Annotated in this window: 19 protein-coding genes, 1 tRNA gene and 1 pseudogene; 14 read left to right on the forward strand and 7 right to left on the reverse strand. The window is 43.0% G+C overall.

Translation table 11 applies throughout. From position 1 onward, the window contains the following. Positions 1 to 50: 50 nt before the first annotated feature. From BMZ72_RS35095 to BMZ72_RS35115, 5 genes are all read left to right on the forward strand, one after another. Positions 51 to 1,013 carry a cyclase family protein gene (locus tag BMZ72_RS35095; RefSeq protein WP_089816026.1) on the forward strand — a complete coding sequence of 321 codons (963 nt, stop codon included), beginning with the start codon at positions 51 to 53 and terminating at the stop codon, positions 1,011 to 1,013. A 98-nt stretch (positions 1,014 to 1,111) separates the two neighbouring features. Next, on the forward strand, positions 1,112 to 1,699 hold the full coding sequence (locus BMZ72_RS35100) for a hypothetical protein (protein WP_089816027.1): 588 nt from the start codon (positions 1,112 to 1,114) through the stop codon (positions 1,697 to 1,699). A 178-nt stretch (positions 1,700 to 1,877) separates the two neighbouring features. Then, on the forward strand, positions 1,878 to 2,327 hold the full coding sequence (locus BMZ72_RS35105; RefSeq protein ID WP_089816029.1) for a MauE/DoxX family redox-associated membrane protein: 450 nt from the start codon (positions 1,878 to 1,880) through the stop codon (positions 2,325 to 2,327). Positions 2,328 to 2,425: 98 nt separating this feature from the next. Beyond that, positions 2,426 to 2,743, forward strand: coding sequence for a hypothetical protein (locus BMZ72_RS35110; protein ID WP_089816031.1), 318 nt, complete (start codon positions 2,426 to 2,428; stop codon positions 2,741 to 2,743). Positions 2,744 to 2,886: 143 nt separating this feature from the next. Then, the gene (locus BMZ72_RS35115) at positions 2,887 to 3,915 is read left to right on the forward strand and encodes a hypothetical protein (RefSeq protein ID WP_177223039.1); all 1,029 of its coding nucleotides are present in this window, start codon (positions 2,887 to 2,889) and stop codon (positions 3,913 to 3,915) included. Positions 3,916 to 3,976: 61 nt separating this feature from the next. Here the strand turns inward: BMZ72_RS35115 and BMZ72_RS35120 are convergent, their stop codons facing one another. Continuing rightward, complete coding sequence (locus BMZ72_RS35120; RefSeq protein ID WP_143087865.1) at positions 3,977 to 4,810, reverse strand: zf-HC2 domain-containing protein; 834 nt, start codon at positions 4,808 to 4,810, stop codon at positions 3,977 to 3,979. Next, positions 4,749 to 5,891, reverse strand: coding sequence for an RNA polymerase sigma factor (locus BMZ72_RS35125; RefSeq protein ID WP_089816038.1), 1,143 nt, complete (start codon positions 5,889 to 5,891; stop codon positions 4,749 to 4,751). Before BMZ72_RS35125 ends, BMZ72_RS35120 begins: the two co-directional genes overlap by 62 nt. Before the next feature lie 656 nt (positions 5,892 to 6,547). On the opposite strand from BMZ72_RS35125, the gene BMZ72_RS35130 reads away from it, so the two are divergent. Together BMZ72_RS35130 and BMZ72_RS37265 are read left to right on the forward strand one after the other, a co-directional pair. After that, the gene (locus BMZ72_RS35130) at positions 6,548 to 7,006 is read left to right on the forward strand and encodes a hypothetical protein (protein ID WP_089816040.1); all 459 of its coding nucleotides are present in this window, start codon (positions 6,548 to 6,550) and stop codon (positions 7,004 to 7,006) included. Positions 7,007 to 7,474: 468 nt separating this feature from the next. Beyond that, the gene (locus BMZ72_RS37265) at positions 7,475 to 7,636 is read left to right on the forward strand and encodes a DNA cytosine methyltransferase (RefSeq protein ID WP_218155329.1); all 162 of its coding nucleotides are present in this window, start codon (positions 7,475 to 7,477) and stop codon (positions 7,634 to 7,636) included. A gap of 88 nt (positions 7,637 to 7,724) precedes the next feature. On the opposite strand, the gene BMZ72_RS35135 is transcribed toward BMZ72_RS37265, so the two are convergent. From BMZ72_RS35135 to BMZ72_RS35150, 4 genes are read right to left on the reverse strand one after another with little or no spacing between them, the layout of a single operon-like run. Then, a complete protein-coding gene (locus tag BMZ72_RS35135; RefSeq protein ID WP_089816043.1) occupies positions 7,725 to 8,693 on the reverse strand; it encodes a hypothetical protein in 969 nt (322 codons plus the stop codon). A gap of 18 nt (positions 8,694 to 8,711) precedes the next feature. After that, positions 8,712 to 10,358, reverse strand: a complete 1,647-nt coding sequence (locus BMZ72_RS35140) for an ATP-binding protein (RefSeq protein ID WP_177223040.1) — start codon at positions 10,356 to 10,358, stop codon at positions 8,712 to 8,714. A gap of 19 nt (positions 10,359 to 10,377) precedes the next feature. Beyond that, positions 10,378 to 12,489 (reverse strand): DEAD/DEAH box helicase, encoded by a 2,112-nt coding sequence (locus tag BMZ72_RS35145; protein ID WP_177223041.1) that lies wholly within the window; start codon positions 12,487 to 12,489, stop codon positions 10,378 to 10,380. Then, positions 12,482 to 13,030, reverse strand: coding sequence for a sigma-70 family RNA polymerase sigma factor (locus BMZ72_RS35150; protein WP_089816048.1), 549 nt, complete (start codon positions 13,028 to 13,030; stop codon positions 12,482 to 12,484). Before BMZ72_RS35150 ends, BMZ72_RS35145 begins: the two co-directional genes overlap by 8 nt. Before the next feature lie 535 nt (positions 13,031 to 13,565). On the opposite strand from BMZ72_RS35150, the pseudogene BMZ72_RS37085 reads away from it, so the two are divergent. Continuing rightward, a pseudogene (locus BMZ72_RS37085) lies at positions 13,566 to 14,263 on the forward strand (DDE-type integrase/transposase/recombinase); the annotation flags it as partial. A gap of 165 nt (positions 14,264 to 14,428) precedes the next feature. Here BMZ72_RS37085 and BMZ72_RS35160 read toward each other — a convergent pair. Further along, positions 14,429 to 14,502 (reverse strand) — tRNA-Asp (locus BMZ72_RS35160). 251 nt (positions 14,503 to 14,753) lie between these two features. Between BMZ72_RS35160 and BMZ72_RS35165 the strand changes: the two genes are divergently transcribed. The 6 genes from BMZ72_RS35165 (at position 14,754) to BMZ72_RS35190 (ending at position 23,996) form a co-directional block, all read left to right on the forward strand. Further along, on the forward strand, positions 14,754 to 15,281 hold the full coding sequence (locus BMZ72_RS35165) for an RNA polymerase sigma factor (RefSeq protein WP_177223042.1): 528 nt from the start codon (positions 14,754 to 14,756) through the stop codon (positions 15,279 to 15,281). An 84-nt stretch (positions 15,282 to 15,365) separates the two neighbouring features. Beyond that, positions 15,366 to 16,385, forward strand: coding sequence for a FecR family protein (locus BMZ72_RS35170; RefSeq protein ID WP_089816054.1), 1,020 nt, complete (start codon positions 15,366 to 15,368; stop codon positions 16,383 to 16,385). A gap of 81 nt (positions 16,386 to 16,466) precedes the next feature. Then, complete coding sequence (locus tag BMZ72_RS35175) at positions 16,467 to 19,694, forward strand: SusC/RagA family TonB-linked outer membrane protein (RefSeq protein WP_089816056.1); 3,228 nt, start codon at positions 16,467 to 16,469, stop codon at positions 19,692 to 19,694. A 29-nt stretch (positions 19,695 to 19,723) separates the two neighbouring features. Further along, the gene (locus BMZ72_RS35180) at positions 19,724 to 21,454 is read left to right on the forward strand and encodes a RagB/SusD family nutrient uptake outer membrane protein (protein ID WP_089816058.1); all 1,731 of its coding nucleotides are present in this window, start codon (positions 19,724 to 19,726) and stop codon (positions 21,452 to 21,454) included. Positions 21,455 to 21,467: 13 nt separating this feature from the next. Further along, positions 21,468 to 23,318 carry an outer membrane protein assembly factor BamB family protein gene (locus tag BMZ72_RS35185; RefSeq protein WP_089816060.1) on the forward strand — a complete coding sequence of 617 codons (1,851 nt, stop codon included), beginning with the start codon at positions 21,468 to 21,470 and terminating at the stop codon, positions 23,316 to 23,318. Positions 23,319 to 23,426: 108 nt separating this feature from the next. After that, positions 23,427 to 23,996 (forward strand): LOG family protein, encoded by a 570-nt coding sequence (locus tag BMZ72_RS35190; protein WP_089816062.1) that lies wholly within the window; start codon positions 23,427 to 23,429, stop codon positions 23,994 to 23,996. Positions 23,997 to 24,111: the final 115 nt, after the last annotated feature.

Here is a 24,111-nt window from a genome sequence, read left to right on the forward strand (position 1 = left end):
TCAGTAATTGTATGTGGATAACCGCAATAGAAAACTTCAAATAGGCAATCATGAAAACAAAACACTTTATAAACATAGCCGGATTAGCCGGAATCTTATTGACAAGTGCATCATTATATGCACAAGGCACAGCAGGAGATACTGCCTGGTATCCGTCTGCTTATGGTGCGAAAGATGAGATAGGAGCGCTTAATCTCTTGAATCAGGAGATCGTTATGAAGGCAGTCAGGCTGGTGAAGACAGGGAAGACTTATCCACTGGCTGTGCCGGTTGATAAAAACCTGCCTGCATTCAGACACCGCAGCTTTCATCTGTATAATATTCAGCCCGGCGAACAAGGTGGCCAGACACTGGGACCTAATAAGTTCAGCTTTAACGATGAACTGGTAAACGGGTGGACAGGTGTCGGTACACAGTTAAACGGTATCGGTCACATTGGTATAGATAACGTTTATTATAACGGAAACAGGGCCGCCGACTTCGTTACTGTTGAAGGGGTGAAAAAGCTGGGTATTGAAAAAGTACCACCTATTGTCACCCGTGGAATTGTATTGGATATGGTTGCTTATTATGGAAAGCCGATCGTACCGGGCGGCACAGCGTTTACGATAGCCGATATTCAGGCGGTCCTGAAGAAACAGGGGATAAGCATCCGGAAAGGGGATGTGGTATTGTTTAATACGGGTTGGCTGGAGCTGATAGGAAAGGATAATAAACAGTTCCTGGAAGTAGAACCAGGTATCGGTATAGAAGCCGCCAGATGGCTGGCAGATCAGGGAATAGTTGCTTTTGGCGGAGATACCTGGGCCTCCGAAGTATATCCTAACCCGAAGAGCAATGAAGAGTTTCCGGTCAATCAGTTTATGCTCGCGAAACGTGGAATTTATAATCTGGAATTGATAGACAGCCGTGCGCTGGTAAGAGATAAAGTGTGGGAGTTCCTGTTCGTACTCGGACAACCGTTATATGTAGGTTCTACACAGGTCAATATAAACCCTGTAGCGATCCATTAAGTATGTTGAGTGTATATTTAAAAAAAAGCGGAGCTTTCTATTGTAAAGCCCCGCTTTTTTTATCAATTTAGCAGGACGATCCCTAACCTAAGTGACTTATGAAATATATCATTTTTGCTTCCCTGCTTTTTTTACTTTCCTGTGTATCAGAGGAGAATAAGTCTACTGTCGCTGCCCCTCCTCAGGATTCTACTGTAGCACCAATCGCTGCAATACAACCTGCAACTATACCCAAAGAGGAACCTAAGGTCCTGTTGGATGGTATCAGTGCCGGAACCGAACTGACCAACAAACAAATGGTATTATATTTCCACGCTGATACTGCTTACTACGCATTATTTAATGTAACATCTACGCTGGCAAGTGTCGATTCGCTGGGGGATAGTCTACTGATTGCTATTGTGCATCAGAGTGATAATAACTGTGCCAAATCACAATTGTATATCATCAATAGCCATTCTTTTAATAAGTTGAGTGAAAAGGAAATAGAAGTGTCATGTGATATGGACGATCAGTCGCAAGACCATACCTCTTTTGCATTTACAGGTAAGCAGGAGTTTGTCCTTACTACTGAAACATACGAAGGTGTTGATAACGGCGGACCTTCAGCTACCGTTAAAGAATACTGGACCATTTTGCCGGATGGTCAGCTGGAAAAAAGGTCCGATAAACAAAGCAAAAAATAATCCGGATCGAAATGTACATTTAATGTGAAAAACTGTTGTAATTCTCAGCAGCTTTTACTATTTTTATCTGGTAGATAACCACGTGCAGTTGACTTGTCAGCCCAATAAATTTCCATTACAAATCCAATGAAATACTAGACCCGCCAGCTGTTTTTCATTCTTCATTACATCTTTATTTATGAAAACCAGAGCTTTCAATTTAGCTATTGAAGCAATTATAGCTGTATTACTTTTACTTTGGATTTATACTGGCCTTAATAAAGTGATACACTATGATAAGTTTAGTTTTGAAGCAGGCCGTTCTCCTTTCTTGCAACACATTTCTCCGCTGGTAGCAGTATTAGTACCAGCCGGTGAACTCATCACAGCTATATTACTGATTTTTAAACGGACGCGCGTAGCTGGTTTATATGCATCTTTATTTGCCATGACATTGTTCACAGGATATGTGTATATCATGTTACAGTATGCCTATGATCTGCCTTGTAGCTGTGGCGGAATCATCGAACTGCTGACCTGGGAACAACACCTGTTGGTGAATCTGATGCTGACTTTGCTGACGGCACTCGCGTTGATACTACAAAGCAAACTCGATATTTCACAGCAACGAAGTATATCATTGCCTTAACGCTTTTATTGATCAATAAAACAGGAACCTTTGCTCCTGAATAAGCAGAGGCAGTCTATCTGGCTGTGTTAATTTCCTAACAAAATAAACCATACGTCATGAAAAAGATGAAGATCAGCTTTGCTGCCCTGGTGGCTTTTGCTGCCGTTGGATTAACCCTCTCTACCAACGCAGGAACAATTATTAAAAAGGCACAGGATGTTTGCTATAGAACTGTCACTATTCCAGGATTGCCGGCAGATCGTACCGCTACTTATGGTGGTAACCTCATCCTGTCTTTCGGTAACACAGTGAAAAATGCAGCAGACCCTAACACGTCCGCCAATTGCAGTGGGGATGGTTATTTCTGCTGTGCTACTACTTTCCAGTCAGCTGGTAATACATACGTTTGGGAAGTATTTCTGACTGATCTCTGATCATTACCGGCGCAGCTCACAGTAGCAATGCCGCTGAAGGAAATGCGACGCAACGATGCCGGATAGCGATGAACTGCCCGGTCACCTATTCATCAACGGAGACTACTGGCGGGTAGTCTCCGTTCAGCTAGCTTTTATAAAATATGAAACGGACCTTAATACTTATTAGCTGTACAATGCTGGCTGCATTGACCTGCCTGGTAATACTCGTGACTGTATCCGGTTTGCCTAATGATAAAAAGAATGGTTTCAACCGGCAATGGCTGACAATGAATGTTTATCAACAAACTTCATCCAGACTGCCAATCATAGCAGAGCGATTATTTGGTACAGATGATGCCCTTTATTTATCAACACCGGCGCATCAACAGGTGTATCGTCTGGATAAAGACCTGCATATCATCGATACGATAGCACTCGGCATCGATAGGCAGTTGAGACCTCCGGTAAATTTTTTCGCTCACGCCGATTATATCTTTGTGCATGAGTATAATAGTGGTATGATGTTTTTGAAAGTCACACACCAACCAGGGATAGATTCCATAAAATTGTCGCCCGCACCTTTTATAAAATCGCTGATGTTATCCGATTCTCTTATTGTAATAAGAGGTTTTGAAGCTGGTAGTGCGCGACCTTTCTTTATACGTATCAACACCCGCAGCGGTCTGCGACTCAAATCTGATGTATTATCTGAAAGGTCAGATGCTGGTTTCTCCAGCGACGGTATCTTATGTGCTGATGCAAAAAAGAAACAGCTGTTTTACATACCTTATTTTGAGAATGGCATATACTGTATAGATGGTGAAATGAAATTAAAATATAAACAGCCCACCATTGATACCGTCTTTAATAGCAACGTCCAGATCACTCAAAGGGGAAGCGGAGGCATGCAAAAACTGTATGCATCCGCACCACGCGCAAAAGTGAATAAACGGGCCTTTGCAAATGATCGTCTGTTGTTTATAGAATCTGACCTTCGTGCAGATAATGAAGATGAAAACGCATTCAGACAATACCCTGTACTGGATACCTATGATCTTGAAACAGGTACGTACACAGGTAGCTTTTATATTCCTGTGGATAAAAGACAAGTCTTGTCTTATCACATCAGTGGTGAACAACTATATGTCTTGTCCAGAGATGAACTGACATTGTATGTACTGAATAAATAAACAAAAGAAGCTGCTTCACAATAGCAGACAGCTTCTTTGTTTGCTGTATCACGAACAATAGTTAAAGCTTGTTTAGTGCTAACTGCGCCCTTTTTTTCATCCGGCCATTCATCTCTACCAGCTCTTTGAACATATGACGCGCTTTGGATTTTTGATGCCTGAACTTATAACACATCGCCAGCTGATAGTGTGCCAGTTCCCTGTAACGACTGCCTGAATCGGCGGTTAGCTGTGTAAAACGGGACATCGCTTCATCAAGACTGCCGTCATGGTAGTAATTCATCGCCGTTTTATAAAGCACCTTATCCTGATCTGTATCTTCATCTGCTATCACACTGGATGCCATTGCTACCTTACCTGTGTCTTTCGGTAGTTGCCGGGCAGTGTTTGTGGGAAGCGTAGCCACAGGCACGGCATGGGCTTTACCAATTGTTGCCGGAACTTCAGTGCTGGCAGCAGGGGTATGAATGTTTTCTATGTTGGCAAATGAGTGTTGTTTGTTTTCTTTTTTTACCTGTTTCTGGATAATGTAGAAAAGACCCAGTACAAGCACACCTGCTACTGCCCCCCAGAAATAAGTTAAAAAGCTTTCTGTAATTTCTATTTTCTTTTGGTAACGTTCTGTTTCATGCAGCTGGGGCGCGATATCGGTACTATTACGAATGTATTGTTGTACTTTCTGACCCATCGATTGGTACTGCGTATTGAACTTGGGCTTTTGGAGAATCTCGACGGCATCACTACAAAGTTCACAATTGACGAGGTGCTGTTCCAGCAGGTGTTTTTCAACGTGTGTTAAACGGCCATCTACGTAGCGTGGCAACTGATCTTTATTAAAACAATGAACCCTGCTGAAGATCTTTAATATCTTGTCCTTGTTGTCCAAATTTTGCATATCCCGGAGTTATAACTTGTTCTTGTTTTTCAATTTTTATGTATCCCAGATTTCTATGGTGTGTCCGTTTTCCCAGTTTTTCGTATCCTTGAATCATCGGTTCCTGTGTCTCAGGTACTGTATATACTATAGTCGTGTGTTGCTGCTGTATTTCCTGTTCCTGACTGATTTCTTTCTTCCTTTTGGTTGATCTTACAGGCGGCACACTAACAGACTGTTCCTGTATTTCCAGTGTTGCGTGTTCCTGTATCGTTTCTTTTTTTCTTCTCGTAGATCTTGCCGGGGCAGGATTAACAACGCCTTCCTGTATTTCCAGTACTGCTCCTTCCTGAATTATTTCTTTTTTCCGCTTTGTAGATTTAGCGTGTACGGAAGTGATGACCTGTCCCTGTATTTCCAGTGTAGCTCCGCCCTGATCGCTTTCTTTTTCCCGTTTTGCAGCTCTTGCATACAGCGGTGTTACAATTGGCTCAGGTGTAATCTCTACTGCAGGTTTTTCCTGTCTTACCTTGACTGTTTCCAGGTTGGCGAGGGAAAGAGACGCCAGTTCCTGTTTGGCATTCTTCACCATTGTTCTGACCTCTTCGATGGTGTAGCCCTGTTCTGCAGCTATTTCTGCGAATGTTTTCTGCTCGAAATAGAACTCATGTAGCAAGTCCCTGTCGGCTACATCCAGCTGATCAAACGCTGCATCCATAGTGGATGTTAGCTGTTGTTTCTGCAGGAGGTTTGTGTTTGCTTTTTCCACTTTATACTCCAGCCGCGTGATATCACTCGATGCTGAGGAAGGGAAAAAGAAAGTGTTCTTTGTTGTTCTATTCCCCTGTGACTTGATGAAGAACTGCATCCATTCGCCCAGCTTGGGAATGGTCTGCGTTTGCAGACTGTAAAACAGTCGTCGCAAAAGCGAAGGGAAGAAGTCGTCCGGTGTATTACCGTAACTATTCAAAGAAGGTAAAGAGACGGCTGCCAGTAAATGACTATATCTTTCGAGCAATATTCCTGCTGCTTCTTCATCTTTCAGTTTTCTTGCTCTGGCCATCAGTTCATTGTCCGGCAAATTTGTAAGTTGCTGTAGCATAGGTATTACCAAATATTTGCGTAAAAAAATATATAGAAAATAAACGCATTGATGTTTTAGCCAATAAGTATGCCGTAGCTGATGACTGTGGTGCCATCCCGAATGGTTTGTACTGTACTTAATCTCGTAATAGATTGATTACTAATTAACGCGATTGAATTATTGGTTTTAGTAGGTGTGGAAGCGTAACAGACGGGTTACGGCGAATAATAAGTGAGATATAGAAATGTATATTGTAACTATTTGAAAATCACATGTAAAAATGATTGATGGTGGAAATCACGCCACACACATATAGAATAGAAGTATAAGGTCTAAAATGGATAACATTCAACTAATTGTCTGTTTCTACGTGTTGTGATATAGGATGACAAAGCGGTTACATGTTGGGGAAAAGGGAGTTACAAATTGAGGAAGGGTGCAGCGGTTAGGAAACAGGGTACTCAATTTAGGGATGAGAATAGTTTAACGTGGATGGTTATGTTACATAGAGTTATATAAACTACTCAGCAGATGCGCTAACAGTTTTTTGTTTTAAAGTATCTTATCAGTCTACCTTGTGACAATGAGTTGGCAAGTATTCCAGAGGAAAAAGAATAGATAACACTAAAATTCAATTGTAGATGATATATTGAGAAACTAACTTATACCAATATATGAAATATCTTTTTAGTGTTCTCTTCCTGCTCTACACAATGTCTGCTTTAGGGCAAGCAACCTTTCCTAAGGGTTTTAAATTAATAGAAGGTGATAATTTAACGGGAGAAGATGATAGATATTCTAACGGCAAGGACGTCTTTCAAATGCATATGTATTTTAGATCCTATGATGGCGACTGCAAATGGAATGACGATAAGTATAAACAGTACGTTGCGGAAGGAATTGGATACCAGCTGTATAGGACCACAGATAGTCTCTTATGGGGAACAGGAAAAGTTGATGACTATTACTCCTATATTGTAGTAGACTGGCACGGTGAAGTATTTGAACTTTTTTCTAAATATAATGATGCAGACTTTTCTTACTATTCGAAATGGCTTATCTCTTCTATAAGAGAGTATCGTAAAAAAGGAAAGCGGTTCATGTTTCTGAGGAGATTTCGTATGATTTCATGACCAGCCTTAATTAATAGGCTCTTCAAATTTTAATTTTAAGCGGAGTTAATCACGTAGAAATTATTATAATAACAAAAAGCCTTCAGAATATATCTGAAGGTTTTTTTGTTTTGCGGAAAAAGAGGGATAAGTTTCGAACTTTTTTAAGACGATTTATCTGAAATTCATGCATGTTTTAGCAAAAACTATTATAAAATTTGATTAGGCAGTTACAGCTCTATTTTAAAACTATAGTTAAATATTAATGACACTATCACGATACTCTCCTTCATAAAATAGAGACGTGAATGAGGAAGTATATACGAATGAAAAAAGATTAGCCTGCTCATTCCGAGCTTATCGGAATACCTGCAGTAATACCGGGAAAAACATGTTGCCAAAGGCAATGGTTTTGGCTTCAGTGTATCTGGCTCTGATGATGTGACAGGAAAGCTGTCTACCAGATACCATTAGAATGGATCTGAAATCGTGATTCACAAGAATGGTGATCGTCCCAGAATACTGACAGCAAGGGAATGTCTAAGATTGATAGGTTTTGATGCACCAGGGGGTAATGTGTTCAAAATTCCCTCGTCTAATGCCCAAGCCAGACAGTTTGGAAATTCAGTGGTGGTATCTTCAACAAGGTAGTTGCCGAATTCGTGCACTCATACCGTTGAAGCTCATACAACAAAGGCAGGAAAATTCATATTATAAAAGCAGGAACGTATCCCTGCTTTTATAATATGCTCTCCATTTTTATTCTTAGCTCCCTGGACACCTCCTGTCTGAACTTCTCCAGCAACTTTTTTTCTGTATCTCTTGGTGTCTTGTATTCTATTTCAGACATCACCTGCAACATGGAAGAGACCAGCGCCTCAGACTGATTCCCTCCTTTTAGCACAGCTGCAACAAAAGGATGGTTTTCATTCAATTTTACCCCGACAGCAGATTGCACATAGGCAGGTTCCCAAATACAGCCGTCATGGATTACCCCATATTCAGGCCTTAAAGTATCAGGCGCAGATGGATCCTGGATAATAGAGATCGTCGTATGGCTGGTATTAAATATCCCTTTTTGATAGAAATCCAGTACAAAATCAATCAATTTGTTGAAAATACCTGCAAAGGCATCTGCAAATCCCATTCTGTAAATCTGCAATTCATCCGCCACCACATTGGAAAACATATCCTTCTGATTTTGTTTAAGTATAGCACATAGCTCAGGGAAGAAGACATGTATTCTTTCATCTGCAGCTTTTGGGATATACAATCGCTGATACTTTTTCCCTTGATGCATCATCGCTTCCACCATCCGCTCAGCAGTACAGGAATATCCCTCCAGCATGAATACATCAGCCAGGGTAGCCAACATATCCTCTACCTGCGATTGTTTGTAATACTGTTTAAAGTCACTGTTCAATTCAGCCCGCTTATCCTTAAATGTCTCTTCCGGTGCATTTTTCGGGGCGGACTTCCAGTCCCGATCCCCCTTTGCCCGTTGCACGTAAGTATATAGAAAAGCAGTGCCGACATGATCCAGATATTTAGCCAGCAAAATGCCTCTCTTTTCATAAATGCCGTAGATCAGATCTACCGGCATGGGAATGTTTTTTTTCCAGAATATCAATTCCTCCTGTCGGGCATCCGTCAGATTATCCAAAAGATAATCTTTAAAGCCATATTTATCTGGTAAGTATTGTTTCATATAGGTTGTTTTTATCTTTTATTCTTCGTCTTCAGTATCATTTATATCCTCAGGCAAATTCAGTTCCGGAAGATCTTCCGCTAGGTGACGGAGAATTCTGGACACATTAATCCGATAATCCTCCAGGTTTCTTTTTACCTTATCTGTGAATACACTTAGTTCTGCCTCGCTCAAACTCCACAACACAGCATCCATAGCAAGAATGAGCGCAGGTTTATCACGGTTAGCCAGATAAAACTTTTTATAAAATTCGTGGCTCTCATTCAGAAACACCGCATGCAAATTGCCATTCACCAGACCAGGTGCCCATAGTACACCATCCTCCAGGGTATCCTTTGATTGTACCAGCTTGTTTGTTTCCTGATCTATGAGCAATCTCACTTTGGAAGTATCAAACTTGTTTCTGATATCTACTTCGCCTGTTACATTATTAACATCTAGTACAGCTACTCCCGAAGTGGTATCATCATGATGCCCTTTGATAGAGTTGCTCGAATTCTCATGGGAAACACTATTCCCGTTTTTCCTTTTATGCCCATCTCTTCTGTACCTTTTGTCTGCTTCGTGTTTGGCAGGATTTATCATCATTTTCAACTGATCCTTCAATTCTGCCGGCAGATCTACTCTGGACTTCTTGATATCTATCTGAAAATAATCATCCAGCCGATGATCAAAATTCAACTCCACTCTTACCAGGTTAAGGTGAGGATCTTTTACAAACAGTCTGTTTGGCCAACCACCTGAATAGATCATACGTCCTTCTCTGAAGATATGAAAACCCTGGTTATCCAGACCATATCTGGCCCGGTCCACTTCCTCTTTGGAAAGTTCGTTTTTAGTAGGTAGAATATACACGTTCACGGCAATCTCACCAATGGTTTCATTTTGTTCATTCACCCTTTTGAGCGGCTTTTGATTGTGTACTTCAAGTCTTGTAGGGTTTTCAGCAGTATTGAGCCAGCGGCAGAAAGGATCCCATGGAGCTACATTTTTCCCATTAATCAGGATCTGTATATCCGGAAAATCATTCTGCTTTTCCAGGAAATTGTAGAACACACCAGAGAGATGTTGTTCCAGTTCATGATGTCTGGCTATCACCTGCTCCTTTTTATATCTTTCATTATCAGCTTTGATCAGTCTGTCAATGTTTTCCCATATTACAACAGTACCAGTACTACCAGCTGTTACCTCATTGAGGAATTCCAGTGGTTCTTCATAGGTTGTCAGATCCGGTACTACCAGCAGCCATTCTTCCTTTTTTTCCACCAGATCCAGGTCCCATTGCAAAATATTCACCTGGTCATCTTTTCTGGACATGACTGTCAATTTTTTACAAAAAGATGTAGAAGCAGTTTTTAAACCAAGTCCAAACTTTCCCAGTGAAGATGGATCAACACGGCGTTGAGATCCATATTGCATGGCATTTTCAAGACTATTCTTATCCATTCCATGCCCATTATCTGCCAGCATAAAAATCAGTCTTCCCCTGCGGGTAATTTCAAGTTGTATGCTGATGGTAGTCGCACCCGCTGCCACAGCATTATCCACAATATCAGCAACTGCTGAAGTAAAGGTATAGCCGGTATCTCTCATACCTAAGATCAGTCGTGCCGCAGAGGGTAAACATTCCTTAATAATTTGATTGTTTCTCTGAACATTTTCCATATTCATCATTGTTTGTGATTTATAAAGGGGATTTTTCTAACGCATCGAGGTAGAAGGCCATATTCTGCCTTGTATCAGTATTACTTATTACTTCTCCGGATAACTGCTTTTTGTCTCTGAGGCGGTTATCAATGACTTCTTCAATGGTATCTGCATAGTACAGATAATAGATATTAACAGCTTTTGTTTGTCCGTTTCTATATGCTCTGGCAGAGGCCTGTTCTTCAAGCGCAGGGTTCCACTGCCGGGTATAGTGGATAACATGACTGGCAGCGGTAATATTCAATCCCATACCGCCAGAACGTGGGTTGAGTACCATAATGCTAAATCCATCTTGAGCGGAGAACAGGTCGATGTTCTCCTGTCTTTGTGCGATGGCCACCCGTCCGTCTATAGTATACACTTTACAGTTATAATGGAAGGAAAGTGTACGTTTAAGTGCATCAATCATGTGCAGGTATTCTGTGAAGATGAGCACCTTTTCGTTTCTTTCTTTAATCTCATCCAGCAATTGTGCCATACGGGAAAATTTGACACTGCTGTCACGTAAAGCGCCGAATGATGCGGTTGCGAGTTTTTCAGGTTCCTTCATAAATGGATGAGTTGTATACTGACGCATCAGCTGAATCTGTTTCAGGACATTGATACTCATCATTGTTTCTGTCATACCTTTCAGCTGACTCAGTACCTGTATACGCTGACCTTCATATAAGTTAGTTTCAGCGGGATTCAACTCCAATACCTGATGAATATCAATTCTTTCAGGAAGAGAATCCAGTACCTCCTCTTTTTTCCTGCGTAACATAATTCTGGAGACTGTATCACGCAGTTCACTGATACCTGTATTATTCAATGTGGCTGTCAGGTCCTTTGAAATATACTTTTTAGCGAAATTTTGTCTGGTATCGAGGTAACCAGGATTCACAAGGTCAGCCAGCGACCAGAGGTCCATGAGAGAGTTTTCTACTGGGGTGCCACTCATGGCGATTCTTACATGGGCAGGAATCTCGGTGAGCGCCTTCCGTCTTTCGGCATCCGGGTTTTTAACCAGACTGGCCTCGTCCATCAGTAATAATCCCCAGGTCTGTTGGGCAAACAGATAACGATCATTCATGAGGATGGAATAGGAAGTGATGACCACCTTCTCCTTTGCCAGTGTAAATTTGCTACCCGTACGCTGAGAGCCATGGTGCACGTAAGGTTTGATAGATGGTGTAAAGAAGGCAAATTCCCTTTTCCAGTTCTCCATGAGGGTAGAAGGTAATATAATCAATACATTCTCCAGAATATCTTTCTCTATCAGCCAGGCAATCAGTGCAATGGTCTGGGCGGTTTTACCTAATCCCATGTCATCTCCCAGAATGCCACCTATTCTGTTGATACAGCAGTATTGTAACCACTGTAATCCTTCCTTTTGGTAGGGGTATAATTTTCTTTTGAAAAGGGTGGATTCTTCTGTATATAAACCTGATTCAGTAATCTGGCTAATGCTTAAAGCTTCCGGTTCAAAGGTGAGCAGGTTATTTGCCCCACGTGTGACAAAGTAATCCAGCGCTCTTTTGAGGGGTAATGTGTTTTCTTTTGTTAAGTTTGATTTCAGTTGTACCGCAAAAGCAACCGAGTCTTCACTGAGTGGATGTAATAAATTTTCATGAATAAAATACCCTGCATGAATCAGATAATCCATATGGCTTATATCGACAGGTACAATTTTATTTCTCTGACGTATGCCTGGTTCAGGCAGGGCATGGTTTGCGGCCATCATAATCTTGTACATCAGGTCTACCGGAAGTTCCCGGATTTTCAGATCACCGGTCTCCCATTTGTAATTACCGGATTCGGCCTCGTACACCTCATCTATATCCATGATATCGCCGATGGCAGCATCATAGGATAAAGAAATAGTTTTCGTTTCAGCATTCTTTACCAGAAATGCGATATCAGTTTTTAAGGCGAAATACATTTTTTTAATCTGTTCCAGTCTGTTCAACCCTTTACGGACGATGGCATCCGGATCTTTACCTGTCGCAAAAATAACCTCCTTAGCTGCGTCCAGATCCTGATCTGTTAATTCAGAGAAGGATTCAAGCAATGCAGCCAGTTTATCTTTATATGTTTTGTTATTAATCATGATTCTTGACATTTTGAAGTTGAGATAAAACTTCCGGCAACTTACGTGACAGCCGTTTTTGGATGTTACGGACGTTCCTGATATCCAAACCGTATTCTTCTGATATCTGCTTAGGGCTTTGGCCGTCCTTTATTGCTTTATAAACCAGGAGCAGAGCAGCATCTCCTTCCAGACAGGAGATAATGTATTTATCAACTTCTCTGCAATAGAGTTCCTCTATTGTATTATCATCATGTTGTACCTGTAGATCTTCCGGTATCATTTTCATGATAGCAGCGGCTTTTGATCTTTTTTCATTGCTGAGAAGGCTTTTTATCACACTTTTCAGATAGCAGGACAGATCAAGGTTCTTAAGGGGATCCCATTGGCGTTCTCCTTTAAAAACCTTTTCAATTGCATCCATGACGATATCTTCATATTGTTTACCGCCAGGAAGGCTGTAAGGGGGGATGGTGCATAAATACACAGCATATGCCGTGAGCTTTGGTATGAGTTCCTCCCACTTAGCTCCTTTTAGTAAATTATGTATTGATTCATCCATTATTTTGGTGTCGTTTGATATATATAGCTGGTGAGAAAGTGGAATTTGCCATAATGGGAAAAAAAATTAATTGTGCCTTGGGTTCATTATATCAATTTACAATTAATATAATAACCGGCCAATGGCCAGCAGGTCAAAAAATGAACATTGCTGCTTCAATTTCGGACATTATATAAATATTTTAATACATTATATAAGACATTATATAATGAGTTGAAAATGTCGGCCTTTTTTCATTTTTCTTCCAGCTAAAATCCAAATCATGTTCAAAAACTATCTCAAAATCATTTTCCGCAACATTATACATCACAAGTCCTGCGCTACTATTAATGTACCAGGCCTGGCAATTGGTATGGCTGCCGTCATTTAGCCTCCCTCTTCCAGTTGAATAACCCGAAGTTCAAGGAAAACGGAATGTTTTATGGAGGTCCCCGCTTCCTGTAGATATTTAAGTTGCCTTCGTAGAGGCGACTCCGAAATGGTACTTATCGTGTGGATGGAGTACTCGTCAACCAGGATATTCACCCAAAAGTAAATAGCACATGAGCTGGTTAGTGAAGAAGGTATTTCTGTGAACAGGGCCTGGGGATTTATATCCTTTCCTGGATCTCAATTTTATTACGGTCGTCATAAGAATGATAATGCAGTTATTATGGCATTGCAGGAACTGGTATTGGGGCATCCTGATTATGTCTCCAGGAAGCTATGTTTTTATTTGCGGAGGGCAGGTCATCAATGGAATCATAAACGGATTTACCGTGTTTATAAGTTATTAAAAATCAATAAACGTAGGAAAGGAAGAGATGATTACTCACCGGAATAAAGAAACCATTGGTCAATGTTAGGTGGAGTATGAACTTTATGAGTGATAGTACGACCGGTAACAGGCACTTCCGACTTTTAATGTAATGGATAACTGTCAGGAGAGGCATTGGCTATTAAGATTGATACCGCTTTATCTGCCAAAAGGATTACGCGGGTACTGGACCGAATGTTTGCAACACGTGGTAAACTAATTAGTCTATGAGTGGATAATGAACCGAAGTTTACTTCTACTGAGTTTGCCTATGGTACAAAGAGAACAATATCATCATTCACTATATCCAATCGGGTTAGCCAATGCAACGCGGCTATATTGAAGGGTTTAACCGCCTGTATTGTGCGGCAGTTCTTGATGCATACTTATTTTTTGATTTTAACCACGTACGAGAATTAACGACGGAGTGGTTGGAACTCCAAAAACTCATTTTCCCCGAAGGAATCGTGTGTGACCGCAAAAACAAGTCTTTGCGAACCCCGAAAGTCAATACAATTTCTCCCGTATTGCCCACCTGTCGGGCAATACGCCCGAAAACGAAAAAGGGACAAATCATACTGATGATGATTTGTCCCTTCTTGCGGACCAGACGGGACTCGAACCCGCGACCTCCGCCGTGACAGGGCGGCATTCTAACCAACTGAACTACTGATCCTTTTCTCCATTTCCCTTTCTCTCGATCGGGGTGCAAATATTGGATAAATATTTTAATCCAACAAATAAAAAGTGAAAATATTTTTAAATCAGCTACTGGTAAGGGTTTGGGAGGTTTTATTTTTTATTTCCAATCCCATCAACTCCCTATAAGATTTTTAAAACGCCCTTTTCCCCCAATCCTTAATCATTTATTAATAAGCACTTTTCTATAGAATTTGCAAACTTTGTCCCTGCCGAAAATGCCAGTTCGTGGAAGATATACTTGCATTAAAGGAAGGAGATACATTGATCTTTGAGCAGGTTTACAATGCTTATAATGAAAAACTGTATTTCTACTTCCTGAAACATACGGGGTCTCAACTTTGGTCCGAAGAGTTATTGCAGACAACCTTCGTCAAGCTTTGGCGATACAGAAAGGGGCTGTCTGTTGAGTATACTTTATCGGCGCAGATCTTCCGTATTGCAAAAACATCCCTCATTGACGGGATGAGAAAAGAACGGCAGCATAAAGCCTTTATGCAGTCCTATACCGCGGAAGTACTAAACGGCGAAACCTATGCCACTCCGGCAAATAAAGAAGCTGTACAACAACTACATCTCGAAATAGACAAACTCCCGCCCGTACGTAAGAAAGTTTTCATGCTCAGCCGTATCGATGGTTTTTCCCACAAAGAAATATCCGATATGCTGTCTATCTCCCCAAAGACAGTAGAGGTCCACATCTCCAAAGCGCTCAAACAACTCAGACGCGCCCTGTTCCTTTTTACGATCATGTAACCCTTATCCGGGCAATGTGAACAAATTGTTACCAGTAAGGGATCGGTTCAGCCTAAACGTAGTATTAGCAAATGAGCAGCTGCCATGGCATTATCACCAGACCTATACGCAAGATTTATCAAAGGAGAGTGTACGGAAGAAGAACACCGGACAGTCATGGCGTATTTACGTGAACATCCGGAGGAAATGGAAGACCTGCTGATGGAGCCAGACTGGGATAACTTCCGTCCGGATGGTAAACTGCATCCGGCCGTATTACAGCGTGTATTCACTAATATACAGCAGGATGTGGATAAGTATGCGCGTAACAGGATGATCTGGAAGAGGGTGGCAGTAGCAGCTGTACTGACAGGTATTATCGTACTGACAGGTGCCTTATTCCTGCAACAGGATCAGCCAGATACACCGGTTGCTATGGAAAGTTCGCCTGCCATTACCTGGAAGGAATACACGAACAATGGTAAACTGGTGAAGCAGCTGATGCTTGAAGATAGTTCACATATCGAACTGGGGCCAGGAAGCACACTACGCTGTAAAACAGGCTTCGAAAAAGATAAGCGGGAACTGTGGTTAAAGGGAAAGGCCAAATTTGACGTCGCAAAAGACAAAGACAGACCATTTACAGTTTATGCCGGTAACACCGCTGTAACAGCATTAGGAACCGTCTTTGGTGTGAATGAACGGGGTACAAAGGTGACGGTAAAACTGTATAGCGGAAAAGTAGTAGTGCATCCGCAGACAGGTGTCGCCAGCTTTAACAAGGTCTATCTGCAACCCGGAGAGTCGCTGGTGTATGATCTCAGCAGTAAAAAGCAGCCATTGGTGAATAAACCGGCTGTATTGGGACGAGAACCTGTCACCGGACAGGAAGTGGCTTCTAACAGCCTTGTATTCCATCAGCAGCCATTGCCGCAGATCCTGCAACAATTAGAACGACACTTCAATATAAAGATCGCCTGCGACGCAAAACGTTTGCAGCATATCAGGGTAACAGCGGAATTCACAACATCGGATACACCAGCAGAAATATTGGAAAACATAGCATTATTGAATGATCTGACTTTAGAGCGTACGGCTGAAGGAGGATTCCTCTTAAAGAAATAAAATAACGATCACATTCCAGTACCAACTAACAAACAGGCTGCAGTTGCAGCCAGGGATTGTATTGTCTTAAAACTGACCTTTATGACGAAAACATTTTACCAGCATTTTCCTTTTTTACGCCTGCTGCTATGGCTGCTGCTACTGATGGCGCCCGCCTTGTCATATGCACAGGTAAAACCAGATATAACGGGTATCGTGCTCGATCCGCAGGGAGAAAAGATACCAGGTGTTACCGTCAGGGCCTTACAGGCAAATGGCAGTAAGCCCATCTTCCAGATGACCGATGAAAAAGGCTGGTTTCACTTTGATAACCTGAACGCAGGGGAACGCTATAACTTCAGTTTTAGCTCTGTCGGATATAAACCGCAACAATTGGATGGTTATACCATCAAAAAAGGGGAGACCATCAACCTGATCGTAAGAATGCGGCAGAAGGATGACTCGCTCGCACAGGTGGTCGTAGTCGGTTATGGTACACAAAAAAAGTCGGAAGTGACCGGCGCCATCGCGCAGGTAGGACAGGAGGTATTTGAAAACAGACCGGTAACCAGCATCGGTCAGGCACTCCAGGGGGCTATTCCCAACCTGAACATCACTTTTGGTGATGGTCAGCCGGGTAGAGCGGCCACCTTTAACGTACGTGGTTTTACTTCCATTAATACAGGTAGTCCGTTGATCCTCATCGACGGTACACCGGGTGATATCAACCTTGTCAATCCTGAAGATGTTGCCAGTGTGACCGTCCTGAAAGACGCTGCTTCTGCTGCTATCTATGGTGCGCGGGCTGCTTATGGCGTAATCCTCGTTACCACCCGTAAAGCAAAAAGCGGACAGTTACAGGTACGCTACTCTGGTAACTTTGGATGGGGTACGCCCACCCGTTTACCACAGGTGATCAAAGACCCGCTGGAAGCAGCAACTATCCAGAATGAAGCCTATAAAGGATATGCCGGTTCTGATGCACCAGGTATGCTGGCAGTGATCGAATATTTACAGAAGAGAAAAGCAGACCCTTCTCTGCCTGAACTGGGTGTAGATGCCACCGGCAATTTTATCCGTGGTGCAAACACAGACTGGTACGATCTGTTTTACAACAAACAACAGGCGTTCTCCAAACACTTTGTCAGTGTCGCTGGTGGTAAAGGTAATACCAACTATTACCTCTCTGCTGGGTACCTTAAACAGGAAGGTTCTTTTAAGGTTGCCACTGATGACTATAAACGTTACAACCTCCGCCTTAAGCTGGATAACCAGGTGGCTGACTGGCTCAAAATATATGACAACGTGGAAATGGCTCAGGGTACTTACGATGCGCCTAACAAGTTCGTGTCCGGTGGTTATAATATCTACCGTTATCTTTCCCTGTTTGCCAATCCATATGAGGCGATCCGCACGCCTAATGGTTATTATACACAGGCAGGCGCCGTTACTTTCGGTCAGCTGGAAAAAGGGGGTCGTACCAATGTAAAAGACAGACAACTGAAAAATACGCTCGGTTTTTCCACCAACTTTCTGGATAACACACTCCGTGTGAATGGTGATTATACCGTACTGGCTACGCAGGACCGTAATGATATACAGACTAATAGCGTGTATTACGAGGTAAGACCAGGTACGGTGTCTCCATTTACTGCTACAGATTATTACCAGTCAGCCTATACCGAAAACTTTGACCAGATCGTGAACCTCTATGCAGAATACGAACGCAGACTGGGACAGCATCACCTGAAAGGATTACTGGGTTTCAACCAGGAAATGAATACCTATGAAACCTTTTCCGCCAGAAGAGATGGTAATATCACACCGGATAAAGGTGCGCTGAACCTGGCTAGTGGCATTGCCACAGTAGGGGATACAAAAGAAGAATGGGCCATCCGCGGTTTGTTCTACCGGTTGAATTACGACTTCAAAGACCGTTATTTACTCGAGTTCAACGGTCGTTATGATGGTTCTTCCCGTTTTCCGGATTCCAGCCGTTATGGCTTCTTTCCCTCCGTATCCGCAGGCTGGATCGTATCGCGTGAGCCTTTCTTTGCACCCGCAAAGAAAGTATTTAACAACCTGAAACTCCGTGCCTCTTACGGTTCTCTGGGAAACCAGCAGGTAGCTGCATACGCTTTTACCAACCCGATGAGTGTGTATAAGATCACTGATATCCTGGATGGTGCACAGCCTTTAGGAATCAATGCACCCGGATTACTCCCCCTGCACTTTACCTGGGAAACAGCTACTACGCTTGATTTCGGAATAGACTTCTCCACACTCAGGAACAGAATGGATATCGGGTTCGACTGGTACAACCGTAAGACAACAAAGATGCTGACACAGGGGAAGACTTTACCCGCAGTACTCGGCGCATCTGCTCCAAGGGAAAATGCGGCTGATCTGTCCACCAAAGGATGGGAATTTTCTGCGAAATGGCATGATCAGTTTCAGTTAGGTAATAAACCTTTCTCCTATAACTTCTCTTTTGTCTTGTCCGACAGCAGGTCTTTCATCACAAAATTTGACAACCCCAATAAGTCACTGATCAACCATTATATCGGCGAAGAGATTGGAGAGATCTGGGGATATAAAACGCTTGGCTTTTTTCAGTCCGACGATGAATATCTGAAATATGCTGTGAACCAGCAACGTGTACAAAGTACTTCTTACAGTCTGAATGGTCACCCGCTGGCTGGTGATCTGAAGTTCGCTGATCTCAACGGTGACAAGAAGATTGATAATGGTAAGAACACGGTGAATGATCCGGGAGACATGTACAAGATCGGCAACAGTATGCCCCGTTATGCTTATGGCTTTGGTGCAGGCGCCAGTTGGAATGGTGTATCGCTCGATGTATTCTTACAGGGCATCGGCAAGATGGATTTCTGGCCAGGTGTAGAAGCGGGGAACTTCTGGGGTTTTTATAACCGCTGGAATCAGCCGGTGTATGATCACATCAACAATGATTACTGGACGCCTGAAAACAGAGATGCTTATTTCCCAAGACTCAGGGCATATGATGCGTTGAATAATACCCGTCAGTTAGGTGTGGCGCAGACACGCTATTTACAGAACGCTGCTTATCTGAGAGTGAAGAATGTATCACTGGGATATATTTTACCGGTTAACTGGACAAGAAAAGCCGGTATCAGCACTGCAAAGGTATTCTTCTCCGGACAGAACCTGTTTGAATTCACACACCTGTCTAAAGTCTTCGATCCGGAAGCGATCACTGATAAGGTAGATACCAATACCGCTAATGGTAACGGGTTTCTTTACCCGGTACAACGTACGTACACTTTCGGACTTGAAGTTAATTTTTAATTGCAGACGAATCGTTTAAACATATTTTCATGAAAAGGATATTATTCGCGCTATCAATACTGACGCTGGCGGCCTGTAAGAAAGACTTTCTCGACAGACAGCCCATCAGTGACATAGACCCTGGTTCTTTTTTTAATAATGAAAAAGACCTTACACTTTATACCAATAGCTTCTATGCCATGTTGCCGGGTACCGATATCTATTCCGCCGATATTACCAGTGACAATGTAGAACCGGCTGTAATAGGAGATGTGGTGGCAGGACGTACCATTGTACAGACAGATGCATCTGCCGCACAGTGGACCTGGTCTGATCTGCGTAATGTCAATTATTTTCTCGCGCATTACCACAAAGCAGCAGTGAGTGATTCTATCAAGGCACACTATGCAGGTATTGCACGTTTCTTCCGGGCAATGTTCTATTTCACAAAAGTGCAGCGTTTCGGTGATGTGCCCTGGTACAGTGACCCGCTGGAAGCGAACAGTCCGGAACTCTATAAAGGACGTGATCCGCGGAAGCTGGTTGTAGATAGTATCATTGCTGATCTTAACTATGCCGCAGCCAATATTAAAACCGCTAAAAATACTTCCCGTATCACGAAATGGGCCGCACTGGCATTGAAGTCAAGAGTGTGTCTGTTTGAAGGAACCTATCGCATCTATCATACTGAGAATAGCCAGGGTGGCGCCACTGAATTGTTACAGCAAAGCGTGGAGGCGGCACAACAGGTGATGCAGAGTGGTTTATATAAGTTGTACACAACGAACAACCCGACTGTGGATTACGCGAATCTCTTTACTGCGGATGTAGCGAATGCGGATGAATATATCCTGGCAAGAGTATATGATCGCACCCTGACTAAAACCCATGGTGCTAACGGACAATTTCTGACTTCTACCCTGAGTGCACCCGGACTGACCAAAACACTGATCAATAGTTATCTGATGAGTGATGGAACCGCCTTCTCTGCGCAGGCTGGTTATGCCACAACGCCTTACTGGGAAGAAATAAAAGGAAGGGATCCCCGTTTGGCGCAAACTATCCGCACACCGGGTTATAAACGTATCAACACAACCGCTACCTTAGTACCAGACTATTCCAATGCAATGACCGGTTACCAGTGTATCAAATTTGTAACAGGTACCGACCAGGATGGTAACAATACCAATACGAACGACCTGCCGATATTCAGATATGCGGAAGTATTGTTAAATTATGCAGAAGCAAAAGCTGAGTTAAAACAATTTGCACAGGCTGAAGCAGACGCCTCTGTTAACCTGATCCGCAAACGTGCCGGTATGCCTGCTATGCAGGTAGCTACTCTGAAAACTGATCCTTTATTACAGACAGAATATAACATTACTGACCCGGTTATACTGGAAGTACGCCGTGAAAGAAGAGTAGAACTGGCCATGGAAGGTTTCCGTTATCAGGACCTGATGCGTTGGAAAAGAGGTCCTTTACTGGCGCAGGACTTTAAAGGCGCCTGGTTCCCCGGTGTAGGCATATATGACCTGGATCAGGATGGAAAGAATGACCTGGCGATCGTACAAACCAAACCGGCTTCTCCGGATAAAGCTTTACAGTATTTTGTACTGCAACCTGACAGAGGACTGAGTGATGGTGATAAGGGTAACCTGATCGTTCATCCGGGCGCTAACAAACACTTTGACGATCCAAAGCATTACCTGTTTCCTTTGCCACTGACTGAATTATTATTAAATACGAATCTGCAGCAGAATAAAGGCTGGGAGCAATAAACTGAAATTGTATATGAGAAAACTGATTTATCTCCTGCTGATCTTATTGGGTACCATCCGCGTAAGCGCGCAGGATTCACTGTTCCGTTTTGCCCTGGTCTCCGATACACATATTGGTAATAAAAGTGGGGCAGAAGATCTGGAGCGTACTGTATCTGATATCAACGATAATCCGGGTATCGCCTTTGTACTCTTTTCCGGAGATATCACAGAGTTTGGGTCCGATGAAGAGATCCAACTCGCAAAAAGTATTATAAGCAAATTAAATAAACCCTGGTATATCGTTCCCGGTAACCATGATTCTAACTGGTCAGAAAGTGGCTGTAATACCTTTCTGAATGTATTCGGTGGAGAAACATTCAGCTTCCGCTATAAAGGTTACTGGTTTCTTGGTACCAGTTGCGGACCAAACATGCGTATGGGCCCCGGACAGGTCCCAAGAGAAGACCTGACCTGGCTGAAAGAACAATTGCGTAAAGAGAAGGATAAAAAAGTACCTGTGATATTTGTCAATCACTATCCACAGGATTCCGCCCTTAATAACTGGTATGAACAACTGGAAATGTTCAAAGACAGAAACCTGAAAGCCATTCTCTGTGGTCATGGGCATGCCAACAGGAAATACGACTTTGAAGGTATACCAGGTATTATGTGTCGCTCCAATCTGCGTGCAAAAGCAGATACCGGTGGATATAATATCATCTCCCTGGTGCATGACTCCCTCGTATTTAATGAACGCGTGCCAGGTGGCGCTACCTTGCCGGCATGGCATGCAGTGAGTATCCCTGTAGCAGGTACACCACAATGGGCAGCAAATCCTCACAGGCCTTCTTATGCAGTGAATAGTCAGTACACACAGGTGAAAGAAAGATGGAGTGTGCAGGAACCTGGTGATATCGGTGGGGGAGTAGCAATTGCTGATGGAAAGGTGATCTATTCCAATACAACCGGACAGATAAAAGCGGTTCACCTGGCTTCGGGTAAAGCGATCTGGCAGTTCAAAACAAAAGGGAAGATCTATTCCACACCGCTGATCTATGACAATAAAGTCATTGTACCGGGAACGGACGCACAGGTATATTGTCTTGATCTGAATACGGGTAAATTACGCTGGCAGCAATCCGCCAATAAAGCTAGTGTAGCTTCCGCTGCGCTGTACAAAGGACTGGCGATTGTCGCCGCTTCCGACGGACATTGCAGGGCTTACAATATTGCAGATGGAAAATTGCAGTGGGACTTTGATAGTGTGCATAACTTCGTACAGACGCGTCCGTTGATCTATCAGGATAAGGTTTATTTCGGTTCCTGGGGCAATGATTTCTACGCGCTGGATGCTGCTACCGGTAAACGTGTGTGGACCTGGAACAGTGGGGCTACCAACAGGATGTTTTCTGCGGCGGCCTGCTGGCCGGTAGCAACTGGTGGCCGCGTATTCATCGCTGCACCCGACCAGTATCTGACGGCGTTGGATGCTGCTACTGGTAAAGTCATCTGGCGTAAACATGATAAGCAGGAGTGGGTGCGTGAGTCCATGGGACTATCTGCCGACAGCAACAAAGTATATGTTAAGACCATGCAGGGGCATATACTCGGACTGGATACACATGCTTCTGATCAGGAGATGATATGGCGTTCTCCATTGGAGATGGGGTATGAGATCTGTCCGACTGCCATTAATCAATACCAGGATGTGGTGTATATCCCCTCTCAGTCAGGTATTATATCAGCACTGGCAGCTAAAGACGGCGCCGTTTTATGGCGGCATAAGATCTCTAACTGTCTGCTGAATAATATTACAGCGGTGGATGCACACACCGTTATTACCTGTTCTGCGGATGGCCGGCTGGTTTGTCTGACTTACTAATATTTAAAACCTATCATGCGTAACAGGAGGTACCTTCACTGGTATCTCCTGTTTTTTTACAGGGACATTTGTCCCGTTTGCTGAAAGATTAATCCCGACATTTGTCGGATGAAAAGTATAGCTATCTTTTGCGGGTCTAATTTCGGTAAAGATCCTATCTATAAGGAAGTCACCATCGAACTGGCCCGTTGTATTGTAAAAAATAATCTGCGACTGGTATACGGCGGCGCAGCCGTTGGTTTAATGGGGCTGATTGCTGATGAGGTACTGGCCCTTGGCGGACAAGTGATCGGTGTATTACCTGAGAAGCTCAGAGACAGGGAAGTAGGGCATAAAAACCTCACAGAACTTCATATCGTGAGCACCATGCATGAGCGTAAAGCAATGATGGCCAATTTATCTGATTATTTCGTAGCTATACCCGGCGGAATCGGGACCCTGGAAGAAATTGTGGAGGTATTTACCTGGGCACAGCTGGGATTACATGCAAAACCCTGCGGTATGTTGAATATCAATGGTTTCTACGATAAGTTCCGGGACCTGTTGGCCTCCATGTCCCAGGAAGGGTTCCTATCAGAACATCAGTTCAATTCGCTTATATTTGATAACGAACCAGAAAGACTGCTGGATAAAGTCATGAATCAGCAGGTAGAATATCATTCAAAATGGGTTAAATAGTTTCCTCTAACCCGTTCCGATTGTCTTGTCCTGATATAGGTTTACGGTTTTGGTGAGATAATCCGTTTGAATTTTACAATATTAAAATATAATCCTGGAGAAGTTTTTTTTGCTG

This window comes from Chitinophaga sp. YR627, from assembly GCF_900114995.1.
In the GTDB taxonomy this organism is placed as follows: Bacteria; Bacteroidota; Bacteroidia; order Chitinophagales; family Chitinophagaceae; genus Chitinophaga.